General features: G+C 41.3%; 16 protein-coding genes and 1 tRNA gene. 1 reads left to right on the top strand and 16 read right to left on the bottom strand.

The genetic code is table 11. The features are described 5' to 3' along the window. Positions 1–253 precede the first annotated feature (253 nt). Entirely contained in the window at positions 254–2,023 is a 1,770-nt protein-coding gene (locus HWV58_RS05095) for a helix-turn-helix transcriptional regulator (protein ID WP_235972651.1), read from the bottom strand. Between the two features lie 10 nt (positions 2,024–2,033). Here HWV58_RS05095 and HWV58_RS05090 point away from each other — a divergent pair, with 10 nt between their 5' ends. Next, on the top strand, positions 2,034–2,423 hold the full coding sequence (locus tag HWV58_RS05090) for a hypothetical protein (RefSeq protein WP_175633042.1): 390 nt from the start codon (positions 2,034–2,036) through the stop codon (positions 2,421–2,423). Positions 2,424–2,469: 46 nt separating this feature from the next. Here the strand turns inward: HWV58_RS05090 and HWV58_RS05085 are convergent, their stop codons facing one another. From HWV58_RS05085 to HWV58_RS05015, 15 genes are all read right to left on the bottom strand, one after another. Then, on the bottom strand, positions 2,470–3,165 hold the full coding sequence (locus tag HWV58_RS05085; protein WP_175633041.1) for a glycosyltransferase family protein: 696 nt from the start codon (positions 3,163–3,165) through the stop codon (positions 2,470–2,472). A gap of 181 nt (positions 3,166–3,346) precedes the next feature. Further along, positions 3,347–3,796, bottom strand: a complete 450-nt coding sequence (locus HWV58_RS05080; protein ID WP_175633040.1) for a DUF2059 domain-containing protein — start codon at positions 3,794–3,796, stop codon at positions 3,347–3,349. A 260-nt stretch (positions 3,797–4,056) separates the two neighbouring features. Further along, positions 4,057–4,974, bottom strand: a complete 918-nt coding sequence (locus tag HWV58_RS05075; RefSeq protein WP_175633039.1) for a DUF4625 domain-containing protein — start codon at positions 4,972–4,974, stop codon at positions 4,057–4,059. A gap of 19 nt (positions 4,975–4,993) precedes the next feature. Next, positions 4,994–6,232, bottom strand: a complete 1,239-nt coding sequence (locus tag HWV58_RS05070; protein WP_175633038.1) for a hypothetical protein — start codon at positions 6,230–6,232, stop codon at positions 4,994–4,996. A 32-nt stretch (positions 6,233–6,264) separates the two neighbouring features. Next, positions 6,265–6,735: a DUF4625 domain-containing protein gene (locus HWV58_RS05065; protein ID WP_175633037.1), complete on the bottom strand. Its 471-nt coding sequence runs from the start codon at positions 6,733–6,735 to the stop codon at positions 6,265–6,267. A 10-nt stretch (positions 6,736–6,745) separates the two neighbouring features. Then, entirely contained in the window at positions 6,746–9,133 is a 2,388-nt protein-coding gene (locus tag HWV58_RS05060; RefSeq protein ID WP_235972650.1) for a TonB-dependent receptor, read from the bottom strand. A 134-nt stretch (positions 9,134–9,267) separates the two neighbouring features. Further along, positions 9,268–9,585 carry a hypothetical protein gene (locus HWV58_RS05055; protein ID WP_175633036.1) on the bottom strand — a complete coding sequence of 106 codons (318 nt, stop codon included), beginning with the start codon at positions 9,583–9,585 and terminating at the stop codon, positions 9,268–9,270. 394 nt (positions 9,586–9,979) lie between these two features. Beyond that, positions 9,980–10,056 (bottom strand) — tRNA-Asn (locus tag HWV58_RS05050). A gap of 199 nt (positions 10,057–10,255) precedes the next feature. Further along, a complete protein-coding gene (locus HWV58_RS05045) occupies positions 10,256–11,824 on the bottom strand; it encodes a SusD/RagB family nutrient-binding outer membrane lipoprotein (protein ID WP_175633035.1) in 1,569 nt (522 codons plus the stop codon). A gap of 20 nt (positions 11,825–11,844) precedes the next feature. Then, positions 11,845–15,072 carry a SusC/RagA family TonB-linked outer membrane protein gene (locus tag HWV58_RS05040; protein ID WP_175633034.1) on the bottom strand — a complete coding sequence of 1,076 codons (3,228 nt, stop codon included), beginning with the start codon at positions 15,070–15,072 and terminating at the stop codon, positions 11,845–11,847. Positions 15,073–15,177: 105 nt separating this feature from the next. Next, a complete protein-coding gene (locus HWV58_RS05035) occupies positions 15,178–16,341 on the bottom strand; it encodes a TIGR03364 family FAD-dependent oxidoreductase (protein ID WP_175633033.1) in 1,164 nt (387 codons plus the stop codon). Between the two features lie 63 nt (positions 16,342–16,404). After that, positions 16,405–17,784, bottom strand: a complete 1,380-nt coding sequence (locus tag HWV58_RS05030; protein ID WP_175633032.1) for a DUF5690 family protein — start codon at positions 17,782–17,784, stop codon at positions 16,405–16,407. A gap of 158 nt (positions 17,785–17,942) precedes the next feature. Continuing rightward, on the bottom strand, positions 17,943–18,833 hold the full coding sequence (locus HWV58_RS05025) for an alkaline phosphatase (protein ID WP_175633031.1): 891 nt from the start codon (positions 18,831–18,833) through the stop codon (positions 17,943–17,945). 79 nt (positions 18,834–18,912) lie between these two features. Beyond that, positions 18,913–19,482 carry a helix-turn-helix domain-containing protein gene (locus HWV58_RS05020; protein WP_175633030.1) on the bottom strand — a complete coding sequence of 190 codons (570 nt, stop codon included), beginning with the start codon at positions 19,480–19,482 and terminating at the stop codon, positions 18,913–18,915. Between the two features lie 533 nt (positions 19,483–20,015). Beyond that, positions 20,016–20,174: a hypothetical protein gene (locus tag HWV58_RS05015; protein ID WP_158674122.1), complete on the bottom strand. Its 159-nt coding sequence runs from the start codon at positions 20,172–20,174 to the stop codon at positions 20,016–20,018. Positions 20,175–20,273 lie beyond the last annotated feature (99 nt).

Below are 20,273 nucleotides of genomic sequence, written 5' to 3'. Positions count from 1 at the left end.
AAGGCATAGTGCCACCAAAATGATCACAAGCGGAATACTTAACTTTCTTTTGGATTTAGGCATGCGCAAATTTTATCATAAACCTTATAGGAATATGTTTTACAGGGCGGACAAAAAGCGGACAACTGATACATTATGCCCCTAACAGAGCATTTAGGGGCATTCCTGAAAAATGCGCTACATGCTGAAATATCGTTGGGCCTGAGGTGGCAGGCATCGGGTTAGAAGAAACCGATGCGCTTTGATGAAAGGATTAGTCGTTTAAGGTTAAGATATAGTCTTCCAGAAGTACATTATCGGGCAGATCGATACGTTTTTTTAAGCGTCGCTTGCTTCGTGCCACACTATCGGCGCTAATGCCCAGCATATTCGCAATTTGCCTGTTGTTTAATTGCAGGCCGATTAAACTGGCCAAACGCTCTTCTGCCGGATTAATGCGGGGGATTAACTCTTTTAACCGATGAAAGAATATGGGATAAGCCTTATTAAAAGCTTCTTTAAACCTGCTCCATTCCTCATCGGTAAGCAACACATAATGCAGCAAACTTTCGTTAATGATTTCCTTTTCGGCTGCATCGGTTCCATTATTGTGCCTGATGGTTTGTTCAAGGTTTTTGATGAGTTTTTCCTTTTCGCGGATGTGTTGTGTAAAAACCTTAATCTTATCGCGCGCTTCACTCACCTCTTTCTCGGCAGCCGTTCTTTGCTGACGCAGCATTTCTGCTCCGTGTTTATCTTTAAGCCTTTGCCTGTTATAAAGTAGCAAAGTAATAACCATCAATAAAAAAACACCCCCAAGTACAAAATTACGCGTTAGCTTTTCTTTGGTTAGCCGGGCATTAATTACTTCGAGGTTATTTTGCAGATCATCAAACTCCATTTTAGCTTTAATGGCCGATAGTTGCATCGAGCTGAGATCTGACAGGCGCTCCATGTTTAATTTGTTGTACAGATCGCTGTACTTATAGGCACTATCTGCCTGGTTAAGTTTACGATAGCTATCGGCAAGGCCTTTTAGCGACAATAGCTTTTGTTCTATCACATAATATTCGCTCTGCAATGCCCATTGGTAAGCCAGCTTCCATTTGGCAACAGCCTCACTATAGTATTGATTTCTAAAATCGAGACTGGCCAGGATATTTTGTGCAATGGCCATGTTGTTGTAAGATTTCATCTCCCTGGCGCTCGTTAACTGCTGGTTTACCAGCGGGATGCCCTCCGTTTCCTTACCCTGTAAGATAAGGGAATGGCCGATATTACCTTTGGCAATGCCCAGCCATAAAACATGAACCTGTGAAACGGGATCTGGCTTTTTAGTCAGCGTATCAATTATTTGCTGATAATAATATCGTGAACTATCATACTGGCCGAGTTTAAGGTAAGCTGCGCCTACAACATCGAGCTGGAAGAGGTAAACCCTGGGATCCCATGTTTTTTTTGCCGTATTTTTAAACGACAGGCACTGCAAGCCGTAATTGATGCTTTGCCGGTAATTATTGCTCTGATATAAACCAAGGCTTACATTAAAAAAACGGTTATGTACATACTTAAAATGCGTTAAACCAATCTTTCGTTCGAGTTCAAGGGCTTTTAAATTATAGAGTACATACCTGTTGCTACCCCGGCCAACCTCGGCACAAAGGGTATATACTTCGGCTTTTAGCTGCTCGTCTTTTAATTTATGAGCCAGTTTAACGCTGTTGTAAATCGCTACCGAATCTTGTGGCGTTCTTTTCACGCTGAGTTCCAGTTTGCCCAGAATCTCGTACATGGTTATCCTTACTTTTAATCTGTCGTTGGGATTGTTGGCAAGCCAGGCATACAATGCGCTAACCCTTTTCTGCTGTTCAAGCAATAAGCGTTTCCATTCCTGATTCCTGCCTACCGTCATTCTTTCTACTACTTCCCGCCGATGTTTGAGTTCGGCATAGGTTTCTTCTGCCCTGTGGGTTTGGCTGGTATCTGCTGTACGCCAGGCCTTAATCAATGGTTCAATATCGTTTTGTTGCGCTGTAGCAAACAAACAGCACAGTATGCCAAGAAAGGTTAATAGCGAGCGACTAAGCATTAATACTTTGAATCAGTATTTTGCTAAAATACAGCAAAAAGTGGAAAACCAGAAAGTACTGACCCTATCCCCGCCAAAACAACTAAAGCCCAATGAAGATTGCTGCTTTGTTTCTGCCAATTTCCCAAAAGCCATAGAGCAGAAGTGCAGGTTAATGCGAACTACCATCAGCAGCCCTCATAGAAGATTCGTCATTTCGACTGAAACCAACCGGTTTTTCACTGGTAGTGGAACGGAGAAATCTATAGAAACAGATTTAGCTTCGCTGAGCACTGCGTGGTTCTTGGCTACGTTGTACTTTGCTCGAAATGACTACTCCGAAGGGGCTGTCACTAATATTGATTTTATGAAATAAATTACCCTTAGCGAAACATGCAGAACAAACCCGCCAATTATTTACCCTACCTGCCGAAAAACCGGGGGAATCGATGGCGGTTCTCATCAATAAGAACAGCGATCCGGTAATTTTCTTCCGAATCAATGGCATGGTTCTCGATATCATCAATACTATAGGCAAAAGGCTTTTCACCTACCTTTCGGTTACCACGGGCCAAAAATGTAGTGCGGTTAAACAGGTGCAAAATACCATCCTCTACAAAGGTGTTCGGCCGGTCTTCGCGGATAAAATCCCTGTCGCTATCGTAATACCTGCGACTCAAAACCTTCATGGTAAAAACAGAATCGCATTTCCAATCTTCGGGATTGAGTACATATTTATCATAAGTTTCGATCGCGTCTTCGATGGTTTGAGGTTTCAGGAAAGGGAAAATAGGCCCCAGCTGCAGAAAATGTTCTCCATCCACATGGCTAAGCAATGCGGCAGTTGACCTGTCGGAAGTGAGTTCCAGTTCGGTTTCCTGAGGTTCGGCCTGATATACATTAACCACTTTTACCTTAGCAGAACGATCATAATAACTTTGAATACGTCTGGAATCGGTGTTAATGAGAATCTTTCCGATCCGACCGATCCCCTCAAGCTTATTGATCATTACGTTATAGAGTGGCTTGCCGCATATATACTCGAAATGCCTGCCAGGAAAAATAAATCCCGCTTCTTCGGGAATTGAAATAAGAGCCGTTAATAGATTATTACTCATGAGTTAAATAGCTGTTGGTTTATCATCCTAAGGTACGAATCGCACGGCATTCCTGAACGCAAAACACAAACTATAAAAAAGCAAGCAATGGATGTGTTGCTTGCTTTTTTGATATCCGCTACCCAGAGATTTTAGATTTATGCATCTGGCTTTAGCCAGATGCTAAGATCAAACAGGAGGGCTATTGCTTCAAATATCCCTTAGCTTTAAGCTTGTCTAGCACCCTTTGGCCTATTTGCTTACCCCACTCCTGACCTGCAAGCATAGACTCTTGAGTGATCAAAGGAGTTTTTTCTGCGAATTTTTTGCCTACAGGTGTCTCATAAAAAGCAATTACTCCCAGCAGGTCTGCCTCTGTTAAATGCTTCTGATATATTGGTAAAACCAGATCAACAAGCTGACTTACGCCATCTCTATTTATTTCAACAGTGAATTCATCCCAAAACTCTTTAGGGACACTTGATTGCTGCTGCTTAAACATAGAAATCATTTGGTTTAAAATACCTTTATAGGCAACTTCCGAACCTGAGACCTGCATTAGCTTTGTTAATGATGATTTGTAATTGCTCTGCTGACCAAAAGAAAATGTTGTAGCAAATGCGAGAAGCACTGTTAAAATAAATGTTTTCATGTTTTTTTTCGGTAAAACTATAGGTTTTTTATCTATTTAAAACTTTTTCAACAATAAATTAACTAACCCTATGCTAAGCTCATGATAACGATCCAATATTCAACACTGAACAAACAAAGCGAATAACTTTCGTTATCCGCTTTGCCAAGTACTAATTCAGATGCAAGACCAGAACAGCCCCGAACAGCATGCCTAACAGGAAGGTAATGATCAGCATCAACCTGATCGAAATACTAAAAAGACTGCTTTTCTTTTTCAATTTAATAAACTATCGTAACAGGTATTGATTTGTAGGTACTGATGTTGTAAGTACTGTTTTTGTAAAGAATCACCAGACTATACTTTCCCGATTCCCAGGCTTTTTCGCCGCTGATCGGATTTGCCACGGGTTCATTGCCATCTTTTTCTGCACCTATGGTGATGGTTTCGCCACCGTAAACTCCATTTACCTGTTTTAGCGTAGATACTTTTGATGCATTCGGAAGTCCTTTGTGTTCGACTTTAGAAATTACGATGGCTTTGTTCAGGTCAAGCTTGTCTACCGATTCTGGAAAATAATTAGCTTTTCTTTTGATGAGAACGGTGTACAAAATTCCATCACCCTTTATCTCACTTACCTGAGCGTGAGCGGTAAATTCGTCGCCTTTTTTAAAAATAAGCTCTTGCTCTACAAAGGTGTCCATGTAGTAAATCATGGTGCCGTTTCGCGAGAATATATCTCGTCCGATTTTAGGATCAACGGGCATATTTGCTGCATCAATGATGATAAAATCTTCTTTGATTTCCAGCTTTGTTCCGTTTTCATCCAACACAATGAAAGAGAAATCATATTTCCCTTCCGGTGCATCTGCCGGGATGGTAAAATGCTTGTGTACATTGGTGTTTTTTGCACCCTTGTATTGGTCCCAGGTCATTTCAAGTTTCCATGTTGCGGTATAAGTTTGTCCGGCTTTTTGCAAGATCTTAACTTCTACCCCCTTTATTTTGTCGCCAGCTATAACATCTGCATTCAAATGGAAATCTCTTCCCCTTATGGCCTGCTTGTTATTTGCTGTCCCTATTTCCACATTGGTAGCTGTTGGCGAAGCAATAGTTGGCGCTGTATCTTTTTTACAGCTTGTTGCAAAAACTACCAGCAGCAGTAACAATGTAAATGATTTACTGATTGAATTTTTCATTTTAATTGTATTGGGGTTCTTAGTTATGTCCGGCGCTGCTTTCAAAACCAAATAAGGTTAGCCTCACTGGTCTGGCAGATACTTTGTGTCTGGTTACTTTGGTAAAATCGGTTAAGTCTATTTGTTGCACTTCACCAGCTCCCGGAACGGCTACGTAGGCATATGTTGCAGTAGCTTCTAAAACTGGCTTATACGTATCGGTAGCTACAACTGCAGTTATTGCTGCGCCTTCTTTTTTCAAGCTGCCAGAAGCTAAATCGTAAATTCTCAGTTTGCCATCAAGCGTTAAAACCAATAAGTTTTTACCTGCATAATCTACCTTGCATTGAAAGGCATCTGCTCCGGCGTAAATTGGGCTAATGCGATTGGCTGTAAGATCAATCAGGTAAGCACCTTTTGTGGCTACATATCCAATAAATTTTTTGGCACTTTCTGCATACAAGATTGTTGCCAGGCGAAATGCACCAAAACCATCGGGATTAGGGATAACGCGTTGTGTACCATTTTGCTCTACTACCAAAACGCCACCGGCAGTTGCTGCTGGCGTGGTAAAAGCACCAAATACGGCATTTTGCCCATCACTTGCATTGCCATGTATATTGCCAACATTTTGTGTAGCTGCATGCACTAATGTTCCGTTTTTATCGGTAACAATTACCTTAGTTGGAGATGCCCCTGCGGTATTGGTAGCAGTAATGGCGTAGTTGCCATTGGTAAATTGCGCCATAGCACCATGGTGTGGCAATAAGCCTGCATTTACAACTTTAAATTTTGCATTTGCCGTATTGAAATCCGCATCGTTACCCACACTCAGTGTACCATCCCCATCGTTAAAAATTAGAGATTCATTTCCCTTACTTTTAAAATGGGTGGGCTTAATACCATTGGCAGTAATAGCAGCCCATTTGGCGATACCATCAACATCCACATGATCGTCGTGAGATTGCAAACCGCTATCAAAAACCTCTACCAGGTTTTGCGCGCCATATAACACAGCAGCATAGCGGCCAGATGCCGTTCCATAAATATTGGCTAATGGATATTTTCCCGTAAAAGTGGATATTTTAGCTGCAAAGGGATCTATTTGAGTTAAGGTGGTCGATGTTTCATCGCTCACTAACACCCGTACAAATTTTTGCTCTTTTGCGGTAACAACAGGTTCCGGTGTTGGTGTATCGGTATCTTTTTTACAAGCGGCAAAACCAACCGTAAATAATATAAATAATGCAGCAGCTTTAAGTTTGTTTTTAGTGTTCATTTTTTTGTGTTTTAAAATAAATTGATGATTTGTTAATTGATTTTGATACTTAACCCCTTAAGCGTTTGCCACCCGGCTTTATCCGTAAGGCGAATCAGGAAATGATAATCGCCTGCATCCACATCAGCTGGCACAGTCACTTCCTGTGCTATTTCGTGTGTTTTCTGACCTGCTGACAGCGGAAAATCCTTGATCAACAAGAATGGCTTTACAGGTTGCTTTACCGCACCTAAATTGCATTCATTCACTTCTGTACTGTGGTTGTGATGATCGAAATTGTGGTGTATATCGATACTTACTGAACCGAGTTCGGCATTATCGCTCAGCTTTGCTTTGAAAACGAATTTTTCACCTCGTTTAATTACCGAGCACTGCTGAGGAAAAGCCGTTCCGCTTACATCAATTACCGGATATTCGGTATCGATTGCTTCGCTCTCTTTTTTACAAGCCGAGAAGCAAAGGAGAAGGCCTAAAACGAGTAATGGAAATTGTTGTTTTTTCATGGGTTTTTAATTAGTGGTGATGATTGAAATTGAAAGGTATTTTTACAGACAGCACTACATTTCTGCCTTGCTCGGGCAAGCTGATTAAGCGGTAAAAACTGGTGTGATGGAGGTATCTGGTATTGAACACATTTTGTACCTGCGCGCTGATGCTAAGCGGATATTGTCCAATGTGAAGTCTCGTACCTGCCTGGAAATTAAACAGATTATAACCTGCTGTTTTTCGTTCTGGCGGCACAATGTTATTTTGCGCCGAAGTAATGCGGTAATCTAACGAGAAGTAAGTATCTGCATTACCCAAAAACTTTTGCGGCGAATAGGTTAGATTAAATAATGCCGAAGCAGGTGGAGAAAAGGGTAAAGTATATCCTTTTTTATCTCCCGACAATTGCCTGGCATATAAGTATTCTACCAATACTTCAGAGCTCCACTGTTTACCGAACTGATATTTTACCTGCGCTTCGCCTCCGTAGCGCATCACTTCGCTTTCTGCATATTCGAAAACCTGATTACCTGCACCATAGAAATAATCGTGTGCCGATGTTGGGTTTAAGTAAATGTAATTGGGGAAATAATTGAAGAAAGGACTTAACCTGGCCAGCCATTTTTCTGTCTTAAATGCAACTGAAAAATCTGCCTGGTAAGATTGCTCCGGACCTAAGTTTGGATTACCTTTTTCGTAACTGAAATAATGGTAGTTTACACCATTTGCACCCAATTCCTTTGCTATAGGCATGCGAAAACTCTTCCCTACATTTGCTTTTAATTCAAACAAACCGGCATTGTAGTTCATCCCAACCGACCAAACCAGACTGTTGAAGTTTCGGCCCAGGTTAGCTGCCCTTAACAACTTTTCCTGCGAACCGCCGGCCGTTTCAGAAAAGAACCAATCCGTATAACCGAACAAATTCAGTTGTGCCATGTCATACCTTAGCGCTCCATGCAGCAGCAGTTTATCGTTTACTTTAAACTTATCGTAAGCATACAAGCCCAAACTTTTTTGCTGAAAGGCAGGCACTAAAAAGCTCCAGCCATTAATCAAATTGTCTTGCATTTCGCCATTGAGGCCTATTTGCAACAGGTGTTTCCCCAGCTTGATCTGATTTTTTGCCATGAGCGAGTAAACCTGTTTATCGAATTCCCTTTCCAGATCAATTGGGATATTCATCGTAGCCGGATAAACTGCTGGCATATAACCATGATTAACATAGTGATTATACTCCTGGCGGAAATTACGCTGATAACCCAATTCCAATTCTAGGTGATGATTCCCCGTTACCAAAGTACTTCTATTAATCAATTTGAAATGATTTACTTGTTGTGAGGGCATCAAGATATCGCGGGCACTGGCATCATGTAATTCTGTATCAACTCTTCTTGGTTCTAAACCATGGGCATTGGCGAAAAATCCGCTTTTGCTGTACGTGTTGCTCAGATAAAATATGGTTTTAAATTTTTCAGTCACATACCCAGTATTGAAATGGATGCCGGTTTCCCTGCCTGCGGTATTCCTCAGGTAGTTTTTGTGCAGGCCAACTGCAAAATCATACACATACAAAATATCTGTGGGTACACGGTAATCGCCATAATTCTGATAGGTAAACCGGCCGTCGAAAAAGAGTTTTTCCTTTCTTTGAAATAGCCGTACCGAAGTGCCATACAAACCATTATTGCTTTTGCCAATTAAGTTTACATCGCCTCCAAAACTATTGGGTGCAGGCATAGCTGGCGCTTTGATATTGATGGCACCGCCAATGGCATCGGCACCGTAAGCAAAAGAGGCAGCGCCTTTTATAAGCTCAACTTCTTCGGTGGCAAACTGGTCAATTTCTAACCCGTGATCGGCTCCCCATTGCTGCCCTTCGTGTTTTATTCCTTTATCTACTACCACCACCCGGTTAAAACCTAGGCCACGTATCAAAGGCTTAGATTGCCCGGAACCAATGCCAATAGTTTTGATCCCCGGTAAGCGTTGCAGGGTATTCATTAAGCTTCCGCCCAAATTGCGTTGAATGAAATCGGCTTTTACGATTTCTACATTTAACGATTCCTCTCTCATGCGCTCCTCATTCGCTTTACTTTTGATGGTTACTTCCTTCAGCACACGGGTATGTGCTTGTAGTTTTAAAACCTTTTGAATGGCTTTCCCATCAACCACGATTTTGCTGGTAAGGGGATGAAAACCCATTGCATTTACCTGTATTTCGTACGATCCGTTGACAAGCTGAAAATAAAATTTGCCCAAAGAATCGCTCAATGCATAGACATTAGTCTTGCTTAATTTTACGGTTATCCCTGCAAGTGGATGATGAGAACCATCAGTAACGAGGCCATTTACCGGGTAGGTTTGGGCAAATGAGCCAAGACAAAAGAATGTGCTAAATAATAGCATCATCATTTTCTTCATAGAAAAATTGATACGCTAACGCGAATGATTAAGCCAACCGAAATGAATTCGGTTAACCGGTTAAAAATTGGGGAATAGGAAAAAACCGCCCGGACTGGGCGTTGCTAAGCTTATGAAACGAGGTTTCAGGAAATGATGGCTGGAGGGCCTTTGTTGGTAAAGCCTTGTAGCGTAAATTTATAGCAACCAATATAATACCTGCCTGCAAATGGAGCAGTAGGTTTTACCGGCGCTGTTAATTCGAAATGATGAGCGGTTAAAATTGCTGCCGCATGATGATGTGCCACGCAGTTACACACTTCACAACTTTTAACCCATTTCTGTACGGATGTTTGGTTGTCGTGTTTATGCGTGGGTAAATCCTGATGATGGTGGTGAAAAATCTGGAAAAATGAGGTGCCCACAAAAAGTATCATTAGCCAAACCGCTAAAACACTTTTCACATATTGCAGATATGTAGCTTCCTCTTTCAAATTGCAACAAAATTGCATTAATAAATTTAATAATGCAAACTAAGCCTTGATTATCTTCAATAACTTGTTAAAATTACTGTCCTTAACAGATCAATAAAAATGATCGTCATCCCGACTGCACCCGGTAGCTATCCGATCCGCTACCCTTGAAAGATCAAATAAAAATCCCCGTCATTCCCACGCAGGCGGGAATCCTAATGCAAGAGGGTTTAAGATTATCTTTGAAGAGTACTTCCTAATTCTCAATTATTTGGAAATAAGGGATTCTGGGGATAATCATTCTATAAAACTTCTCGCCACTGCTCAGGATAAACTTCTCGCCCAGCCTTAAACGCAAAAAACCCACAACTTTCGTTGCGGGTTTTGGCTCCCTCTGCTGGGCTCGAACCAGCGACCCTCTGATTAACAGTCAGATGCTCTAACCAGCTGAGCTAAGAAGGAATGCTGGTTGTTTTCCTTAAACGAATGGTGCATACTTTGCAGTATCTTATACCCTTGTTCGTTTTGGGAGTGCAATATTAGCGCTTTTTAATTGTTTATGCAAACAATACTGCAAAAATTATTAAACAAAATGGCCTTTCATTTTACCAGAAAGGCCATTTTGCTATTTTCAAACTGATTACCAAACAGTTAAGAACACCTATTTAACAATCCATGGAGCCTGATTAATATCATCAGTGCCGTTATATTGGCGTGTTAAAGCCTGTTTAAGGTTATCACCATTGGTGGTGCGCTCAATATCCGGGTACTGAAAACGCTTAGGAATCCTTTGACTGTTACCTGTTCCAGGTCCGGTCTGAAACTCAGGCACACCTGTTCTACGGTTTTGATAGTAGGCTTCGAAGCCTGAATTACGGAAGTAAGCCAGGTACTTTTGGGTCAGGATTTGTTTCAAACCATCGGCAGTATTGCCAGCATATTTAACAGAGTTTTGTGCGTAATAATCGGTTTCGAAAGAAAAATTAACAGCATAGGTTTCAAATTCGCCCAGTTTTCCATCCTTTTTCAAAAAAGTAACGGTATTACTACCATCGTGAATGCCATAAAAAGCAATAGAAGCCAGAATGCCTTTTTTATACCAGCTTTCGGCATCGCCGGTAGCCCAGCCACGGTTTATCCCCTCTGCTTTAATGAAACATAATTCGGGATAGGCAATAATAAAAGTATTTTCGGCCGTATAGCCACTGTAATACCGGTAACGACCAATAAGCGAGTACAAACCTTTCTGTACTTTATCCAGCATCACCCCCTGATCTTCGCCTGAACTTGCACCCACAAAATTGCGGTAATCGGTAAGTGCATAAGCATTGGCTTCAGCAATTCCTCTTGCAGGTTCGGCCACCATATACGCCCGCGGGTCTTTAAGTGCCGAAAGCGTATTTAAATACGTTCCGGCCATGTTATAACGCAAGGCATCATTACCGAAATTATCTTTGTTGTTAGGGTACTTGTTAAAACTTTCGTTGTACACAAATTGCAGATTATCGGCCATACTATCCATTACCGGATATTTTGTTGGGTTAGCCAGTATGGTTGCAAACTGCTGTTTCACCTGCAAATCGGCATCATCAACCCTGCTGCTCAGCTGAATCAAAGTTCTTAACCTAAAGGTATTAACCACCTTTTGCCAGGCCAACAAATCATTCTTAAGGTAAATATCGCCTTTTAGCTCTTTGTTACCTGCAGCAATCAGGGTTGCCAGGCTGTTGTTGGCTTCATCTAACCAGCTTAACGATTGCTTAAAGATATCTTTTTGAGTATCGTATTTTGGGGTGAGGTTAGCGAAGCCTTTTAAAGCCTCCGTCATTGGTAAATCGCCAACCTTTAAACTCATTTTAACAAAGAAATAAGCTTTAAAGAATTTGGCCAGCGCCAGGTAAGGCTTAGCTACCTCGCCACCTAAACGGCTGGCTTCTTCTTCCATTTTAACTACGTTTTTTAAAGTAGTGTAATCTAAAGATGCACCTGTCCAGTCGTAATTGTTGTTGGCATAATAGAAATAATTTGCCGCGGTGTATTGGTTCCAGCGTTCGGAACCCGAAAACGGCGCTTCGTACATATTGTACAAAATACCATTGATTAATAAGTTTGGCGGAACATGCTCGGCCTGGTTGGGATTATTAAAATTTTCTTCGAAAGTTTTTTTACATCCCGTGGTGGCAGCCGCCATTGCGATGAAAAGAAACAGTATGCGATATATTGATTTCATGATCTTGTATTTTTGAATGGCTAGAAAGTAACATTGAGGTTAAAACCAACACTCCGGGTAGTTGGCGTTTGCAAGGTAGAAGTACCTTCTCTTCCCGAATACTGATCTACATCCACATCATTATAGGTAGAATTGATAAAATAAAGTAGGTTACGCCCTACTACCGATATATTGGCCGAACGGATAAAAGTATTGGCCAGTAGCTTTTTAGGCAACTGATAACCGAAGGTTATCTCGCGCAGTTTGGCATAGGTACGGCTCATCATGGTATTTTCTTTCGCTCCGTAAAAAACGCCCAGGTAATCCTGCAGCAGTTGCGGAGTGGTATTTGGTGCAAAAGTAAGCTGGTTGTAATTGGTAATAACGCCTGTAACCGGATCGAAATTAATCTTGGCTCCGTTGGTTACAACCACTCCATCGCCTACCCAGGTACCTTTATAGTTCGGATCGTTTACGTGTACATAATCCTGATACCTGGCTTCGCCCATTTTGCCCTGTATGGTTTCGATCTGGCGCCCCCCTTGAAAGGATTTCAACCGCACATAATCCTGCATTACACCACCAACTTTTCCGTCTAACTGAAAGCTGAAAGAGAAATTTTGGTACCTGAACTTATTACTGATACTCCATACCCAGTTTGGATCGGCATGGCCCAGCAGCTGGTTAACCGGTAACGAAATGGGCGTACCGCTCGAAGTGTGGATTACCTGTCCGTTTGGCGATTTAGCCAGCACCGAACCATAAATATTATCGATACGGTCGCCTGTCTTGAAAAACTGATCTACCGAAGTTTCGCCCGGCGCAAGTTCTTTGTAAATTTGCTTATAGGTAGACCAGTTTACCAGTACATCCCAGCCAAACTTATCAGTAAGCACCGGCGTGCCTGATAAACTTAACTCCACACCGCTGTTTTGTGTTTTACGGCCGTTAATGGTATTGGTTTGGTAACCTGTAGCAGGCGAAATGTTTTGCCTGATGATTTTTGGTCCGTCGATATAACGGAAATAAGTGGCTTCAAAACCCAGTCTGTTCTTTAAAAACTTAAGGTCGATACCGCCTTCATAATTGGTACGGCTTTGCGCTTTTACCGCATTTAAATCGATCAGGTTATCGGTATAAAAAGCACCGGTTTGGTTGTTAAAAGTTGGCCTAACGCTATATGGCGAAGACAAGCCATAACCCGGACCACCATACGATGAAGTATATTCGGCACCATAACCCAAAGGATATGTTTGCAGCGGCGTAGCGCCAATATATTCTAAAGTACCTAAACCCGGATCTTTAACGTTAGCGTATGATGCCCTTACTTTCGCAAAAGAAATAAAAGCAGGCATTTTTACATAATCAGATATTACCGAGCTTAAAGAAACCGACGGGTAAAATGCCGAATTGTTGCCCATTGGCAAGGCAGAGTTTTTATCAATACGGCCCGTAGTATTGATATTCAGGTATTTTTTAAAGCTGATATCGACTGAATAAAAAGCACTTAATACGAGCATTTTCGAATTAAAGTTAAATGCCTTTACCGGGTTTTTAGAGTTAGAGAAATTGTACACATTAGGTACGTTCAGGTAATCGGTTGTGGTAAAGCTGGAGTTGTAGCTGAAGTTACGTGCATTACCACCACCAAAGGCACTGATTTCGAATAGATCGCCAACGTTTTTATTGTATTTTAAAAGTAGCTGAGTATTATTCTCGAACATACTCCTGCGGTCTTCGCGGTAATCGCCCAAACCTTCCTCGCGACCGTAAGGGTGTGCCGAAAATGGCATTTTTTCTGTTCTTAACTGGTCGTAGGTAGAAATCTGCGTTTTCAACATCACATCCAAACCTTTAACCAGGTTATAGTTTAATGATGCATATCCGTTAATATCGTTCTTTTTATGGCCTCTTAACCACTCATACGACATAAAATATGGGTTGTGGTAACGCTGGTACTCCGCATAAACAGACTGGATGCCTTCTTTACCGGCTTGCCAGTAATTTTTCATATCGTCGATATTCCAGTCGGCACCACCCCAAAGTGTCATATTATAAATTACACTGTTGGGGCCATAGTTTACATCCGGAATATTATCAGAAAACTGACGACTGTAATTGATATAAGCTTCAGCCTTTAATTTAGGGCTGATGTTATAGGTACCGCTCACATTAAAATTATTAATGTTGAGCTGGGTATTCGGGATAATCCCTTTTTGATAATTATTAGAAACCGATACCCTTAAATTGTATTTATCGGTAGCCGAAGATAATGCAATGTTGTTGGCCGAAAGCAATCCGGTTTGGATAAAGCGCTTTAAGTTGTCTTTTCCGCGGGCTACCCATGGTGTACCCTGGCGCACGCCGTTTACCACCGGACTATCGTATTGCGGAATAAGCTGGCCTTCAAATTTTGGGCCCCAGATATCGTAATCGCCATCGTTTAAGCCACCACCTTTTCCATCACCAAAAGCATAGGCACTGTGCTCGCCGGGGCCGTACTCATCCTGGCTTTTAGGCAAGGCAATAAAACCCTTGTTAAACTGTGTGCTTGAATTTAATTCTACCACAAAGCCTTTATCGTTCAGCTTTCCTTTTTTAGTGGTAATTAACAAAGCACCGTTGTAGGCCTGATAACCGTAAAGCGCCGCAGCTGCAGGGCCTTTTAATACGGTGTAGGTATCAATATCATCAGGGTTGATGTTCCAGGTATCCGAATTAATCGGCACCCCATCTACCACTACCAGATTTACATTGTTACCACGCAGGTAAAGCGACGAACGGCCTAAAAGTTCGGAAGATACACCTACCGTTAAACCGGCAACCTTACCCACCAAACCATTTACCGGATTGGCTTCTCTGGCTTTTACCAGATCGGCCCCTTTTACTTCCTGAATGGCATAACCAAGGTTACGTTTTTCTTTACGGATACCAAGTGCGGTAACCACAACTTCATTTAAATTTTTCGAATCTGTTTTTAAGGTTACGGTAAGGTTGTTTCCGCTTACTTCAACTTCCTGCTGAAGAAAGCCAATTGAGCTAAACACTAAAGTTTCGCCAGTTTTGACATCAATGGTAAAGCGACCTGAAAGATCGGTAGAAGTGGCTTTTTTAGTACCCTTTACCAGCACACTTACCCCGGGGATGGGTTGCTGTGCATCATCTTTAACCAGACCTGCTATTTTTGTTTGCGCCCATGTAAAATAAGGCGTGAGGCAGAGCAGCAGTAAGGCTACCATGCATGTCTTCATCTTGTAGAGATGTTTCATTTATCTATAAAATTTTTAAGGTTTATAGATGCAATATTAAGACGTGCATGTTAGCCTAATACCAACTTTTAGTTAACAAAACACCATGATTTTGTTTAGCATTTGTTAACTAAATATATTCTTAATGCTTTCAGCCGAATAACCGGCGCTGGCGGTCATACCTTTGCCACCAATGGCGGTACGGATATGGATACAATCATCTAAATCGTAGGTTACAATGTGTTTAGTGGGGTGTTGCGGATAAAAGCCAGCCCAGGTAGTTTGCAGCTTGCGCACGTCAAAATCAACAATCCGCGCGGCTTCTTCGAGCATTAATTCGTTAATGTGATGACCGAGATCAAAACCCAGGTCGTCGAAATGGTTTACATCTGCATATACGTGTGAATCGCCGATAATAATGCTGTTATCTACCGCCTGCTTAAACAGGATATGAATACCCCATTTTTTAAGTTCTTCGTAATGTTCGGGTGTTTTTATCGAGTGGAAAGAAGGGCAGTAATGCTCAAAACTTTCGTACCTGCGGGTAGTTAAGCCTGTTAAAATATTTCCCGATAGCTTTACATCGGCCAGTGGCACCGTGCGCATCATTTGCAGTTTACTTACAACAATACCACTTTCGCTAAACAATTCGGGATAAAGCAATTTAAACTCGTAACCATTACAGATTACAGCTTTATCGCCGGTAAAAAGCACACTGTTGTTTTTTAAGCCTACTTCTACCCCGCTGCCCCTGCGCTGGCAAGCGGTTACCGGGCTATTGTAGTGCAACTGATAATTTTCAAACTTCGTTTGCATGTATTGCTGCAGGCGATAAATCATCAATTCCGGCTCTACACTAATTTCCTGCGGAAAGAATATGGCCTCCTTTGCATAAGTAGATTTTATGGATGGATATTTATTTAAGATTGCAGCCTGTCCAAGCAGTTCGGTTTCGTAACCTAAAGTATCGTAATGCGCTTTTAGCTCGTGTATTAAGGTTTGCTCATCGGCATCGGATACGATATAAACACTGCCGTTGTTGCGCACTGAAATATCGAATTCCTGCTGGATAGATTTATAGATTTCAAGTCCGGCTACACCATACTCAAACCACTCGGCTTCCATACCCGATGGTACCACCTGACCAAAGTTACGCACGGTAGCACCTACCGGATAATTATCTTTTTCTAACTGCAATACTGTTTTACCGGCAAGCAGCGCATGGTAAGCATGGAAAGTACCCAATATACCACCACCAACTACAATAAGATCGAAATGTTTATTTGTCATTGAATTTTTATTCGGGTGCCGCACTGGTTTTAATTTCCGGCCGGCACAAATTTATATTAATCGTTATTCTGAAATACTGCTCCACACCTGTTTAGCCGGCAGGGGCTGTTGTTTTTTATTCGTCAGCAGGGTTTTTCGCCTGAAATAAATGAGCGAAAGCACACTGCACACACCGCCAATAAGTGGTACGGTAATTAAACACTGTTTAAAGAAATGCATCCAGCTTACATTGGTTTCACCAAATTCGTGCAGCATTAACACCGAGAAACTGCCTACATAACCAATAGAATCGGCCACATACATAATGAAGCCAATGTTGCTCTTGTAATGGAAATTGGCAATCATACGCTCAAAGAAAATGGCGTTATAAGGAATATAGGCCATGTAAAGCCCCATACCTAAAAGCGCCATCCAACTAACCGGCCCTACATAGCCCCTATCAAAAAGGAATGTACTAAAGCCAATTAGCAAACAGCCTGCTATAATCATGATGTGGATAACGGTAAAGGCTTTGAGGTTATCTTTAATCAGGATCAACAATCCGATCATCACCAGTACCACTACCGAAATCAGCGTATCGATTCGGGTATAAATGTGGTTATCGTGAATACCTAAGCCGTTCCAGATCTCTACTTCAAAATTATCGCGCATATCGCGGATACAGGTAAGCAGCACATAAATAATAATGGTGAGCACAATGCCCGGTAAAAAAGCAGCAATAAATTTAGTGCGCTGTTTGGCATTCATGGGTACACGTTCGGTACGCAATTGCTTATCTTCCTTTGATGGTGGAGGCATTACTTCCAGGCAAAAAACAAAGAAGAAGAGCGGCAACAGAAAAACAAGTCCGGTGAGAAAAGGCATCCAGTTATCGCTTACCCCAACCACCGACATTAGCGTGCGCGCCACCGTTTTAACAAAGCCCGAAGCAAAGATTAAACTGATAGACATTAATGCCCCCATAAATTCGGTGGTTTTGCGACCTTCCAAATAGCTAAATACCAAACCCCAGATCATCCCCAGAGGGAAACCATTAAGCAGCAGGAAAACAATATTGTAAGGGGCAGGCACGCATGCAAAGCCGAGTAAGGCCAGCCATGAAAAAACTATAAGCAGGATAATACTCCGCGCCCGGTTATTTTTACCCGATTCGGAGATAAAGCGGATGCCATAAAACTTGCTGAGCGTATAACCCACCATTTGCGCAACCACCAGCCATACTTTATAATCGACATGCAGAAACTCCTGATGCTCGAAAGTGGCCGAGGCAAAGGCTTTCCTGAAAGCATACATACTGGTATAGCAGCCAAAAGCAGCAATACCACCAAGCACAGTAATTAACCAATAGGGCCAGTTAAGTGCTTTTTTGCGGGCAACATGCAGCAGGCTCATTTTAACTGCCGAGCTTATTAATTTGAGCCTGCTGAAATTTATTACCGGCATAATACCTTTTTTTAACGATTGCGCATGTTTTGTTTAACGCTTTTAACCTGATAGCCATAAACTCTTTTATTTAACATCGCAATAGTAAACATAGTTTATTATTTGTAAACAAAAGTTAAGTTATCAAATTGTTAAGTTTACACCGGCCGAAGCAAGTGTTATTTTATAAATGCCTCCTGCACTGGTTTCCCGCGCCAGCTTTGCGGCTGCTTTAATCCCATAATCCAGGCTAAAGTAGCAGCGGTATCGTAGGTAATAATTACATCTTTAAGTTCGTGGTTTTTGCGCACACCTGGGCCGGCAATAATCCACGGAATCTGAACCTCATCAAGCGATTTGCCCCCATGTCCCTTACCTTTACCTCCATGATCGGCAGTAACCAATATGATGGTTTCGTCTGCTATCCCGGCATCTTTAACGGCCTGTACAATTTTACCGATGCGTTGGTCTACCAGCTCCAGTTGTTTGTAATATTCGGGCGTACGGTGCCCAATGGCATGCCCGGTATGGTCAGGCTCATCTAAATGCAAAAAGGTAAAATAAGGTTTTTCTTTTTTGATAATCGTCGCGGCAGTGTCGGTACAAAAATCGTCTTTATCATTTCCGTTAACCACAATATTAACGGCCTCTTTTTCGAAAAGATAGCCAATACCTCCCCAACTGTAAACTACAGCAGTTTTAGCTTCTTTTTTCTGATCTCTGATTACGCTGAATATGGTAGGAAATATACCATAGGGTGTTTTGGTTGCTGAAGGGATTTCGGGCACTTTACTGTCCCATTCGGTATAACCATGCTCGGTTGGTCCGGCTCCCATTAATAACGAAGCCCAGTTTACGGCACTCGAAGATGGCAATACGCAACGGGCCTTATCGGTCCAGGAGCCGCTGCTCATTAACGCTTTAAGATTTGGCATTTTGGCTTCCTGTAATGCATACGCACCAAAACCATCACAGCCTATTAAAACAACGTGTTTAACTTTTTTTGATTGCCCCATTACTGAAAGGCACATACACAGCAGTAATAGTGCAGCTGATAAAATTTTCTTCATGTTCATTTGTTTATTTTTGTGTTTATAAACATGAAGGTAAAAATTTGTTAAGTATTAATAAACATTGTTTATCATTTTGTTACTCAAAAAAATAAATAACGAGCATTAATGCCTTTCCATCGCCAATATTAACGGGTGTATGGGAGAGTCTACCATCGAAAAGCATCGAATCTCCTTTTTCGAGTATAATTTTCTTTTTAGAGAACTGGTATTCTACCTTACCTTCAATCATGTACTTAAATTCGAAAGCTTCAGTTTTAACCATCGGGCGGTGTGCATTTACCTCCAGCTCGAGCAACACAAAATCAGCAGTAGAAAATTTAATGTTTTTGGTGAGGATACGCGAATAGTTAAAACCCATGGCCTGCTCTTTTTCAAATTGCTGATACTGGTCTTTTCGCTTCACCAGAACAGGTGCATCCTTTTTATGGAAATTGATATCCTTAAAAAAGCTGTTCAAATCAATCTGCAGGCTTTTAATGATATCCATTAGCACCATTAACGATGGTATGGTACGGCTATTTTCGATCTGTGAAATAAGTCCCTTGCTTACCGATGCCTTATCGGCAAGTTCCTGCACGGTAATGCCAAGTTCTTTACGACGTTCTTTAATTTTTCCGCTTATCTGTAAAAGAATTTCTTCCTGCATATATTAAATAAGATTGATGCTGCTAATGTATTATTTTATTCCTGTAATCTTATTCAAAAATCACAATCGTTACGTAAACGTTTTTTAAACATGAGTTTTGAGGGAGGGATTGATTGAATTTTGAATGATTGAATGCATTTGGAATATAACCCTAAATACTTAATGTCCTTAATTCCTTAATGATGAATTACTTTTTTCCATTAAGAAGTTAAGGCAAATAAAAAATGATTGAATTTTGAATGATTGAATGTAATTGGAATATAACCATAAACACTTAATGTCCTTAATTCTTTAATGATGAATTACTTTTTCCCATTAAGAAGTTAAGGCAAATAAGAAAATGATTGAATTTTGAATGATTGAATGTAATTGGAACATAGACAAAACACTTAATGTCCTTAATTCCTCAATGATGAAGTTATTTTTTAACATTAAGAAGTTAAGGCAAATAAGAAAATGATTGATTTTTGAATGATTGAACAGCGAACCATTTTTTCCTCCAAAACTCAATCATTCAGTCCTTATGCCCTTTGTTAACGGTAATGGCCATGCACCCAATAACGGCCGCCATGAGGACCGATTACATAGTGCCCGCGCACCCACTCTCCTCTGGGCCCACGGGTATGCACCACGCAGGCACTAAAATTTACAACCATAACCAATAAGAGCAATGCATTTACAATCTTTTTCATAACCTAAATTTTTAAGTAAATAATAAATCAAGCTTTATGCTGTGTGTACAATTTGGACGGCTGTAAACGCAGAAAGTTTAATTTTTTTAGGGTATTTTT

This window comes from Pedobacter ghigonis (genome assembly GCF_903166585.1).
GTDB classification, from domain to species: domain Bacteria; phylum Bacteroidota; class Bacteroidia; order Sphingobacteriales; family Sphingobacteriaceae; genus Pedobacter; species Pedobacter ghigonis.
The sequence above is the reverse complement of the archived record's forward strand: the minus strand, read 5'-3'. Positions and strand labels throughout refer to the sequence as shown.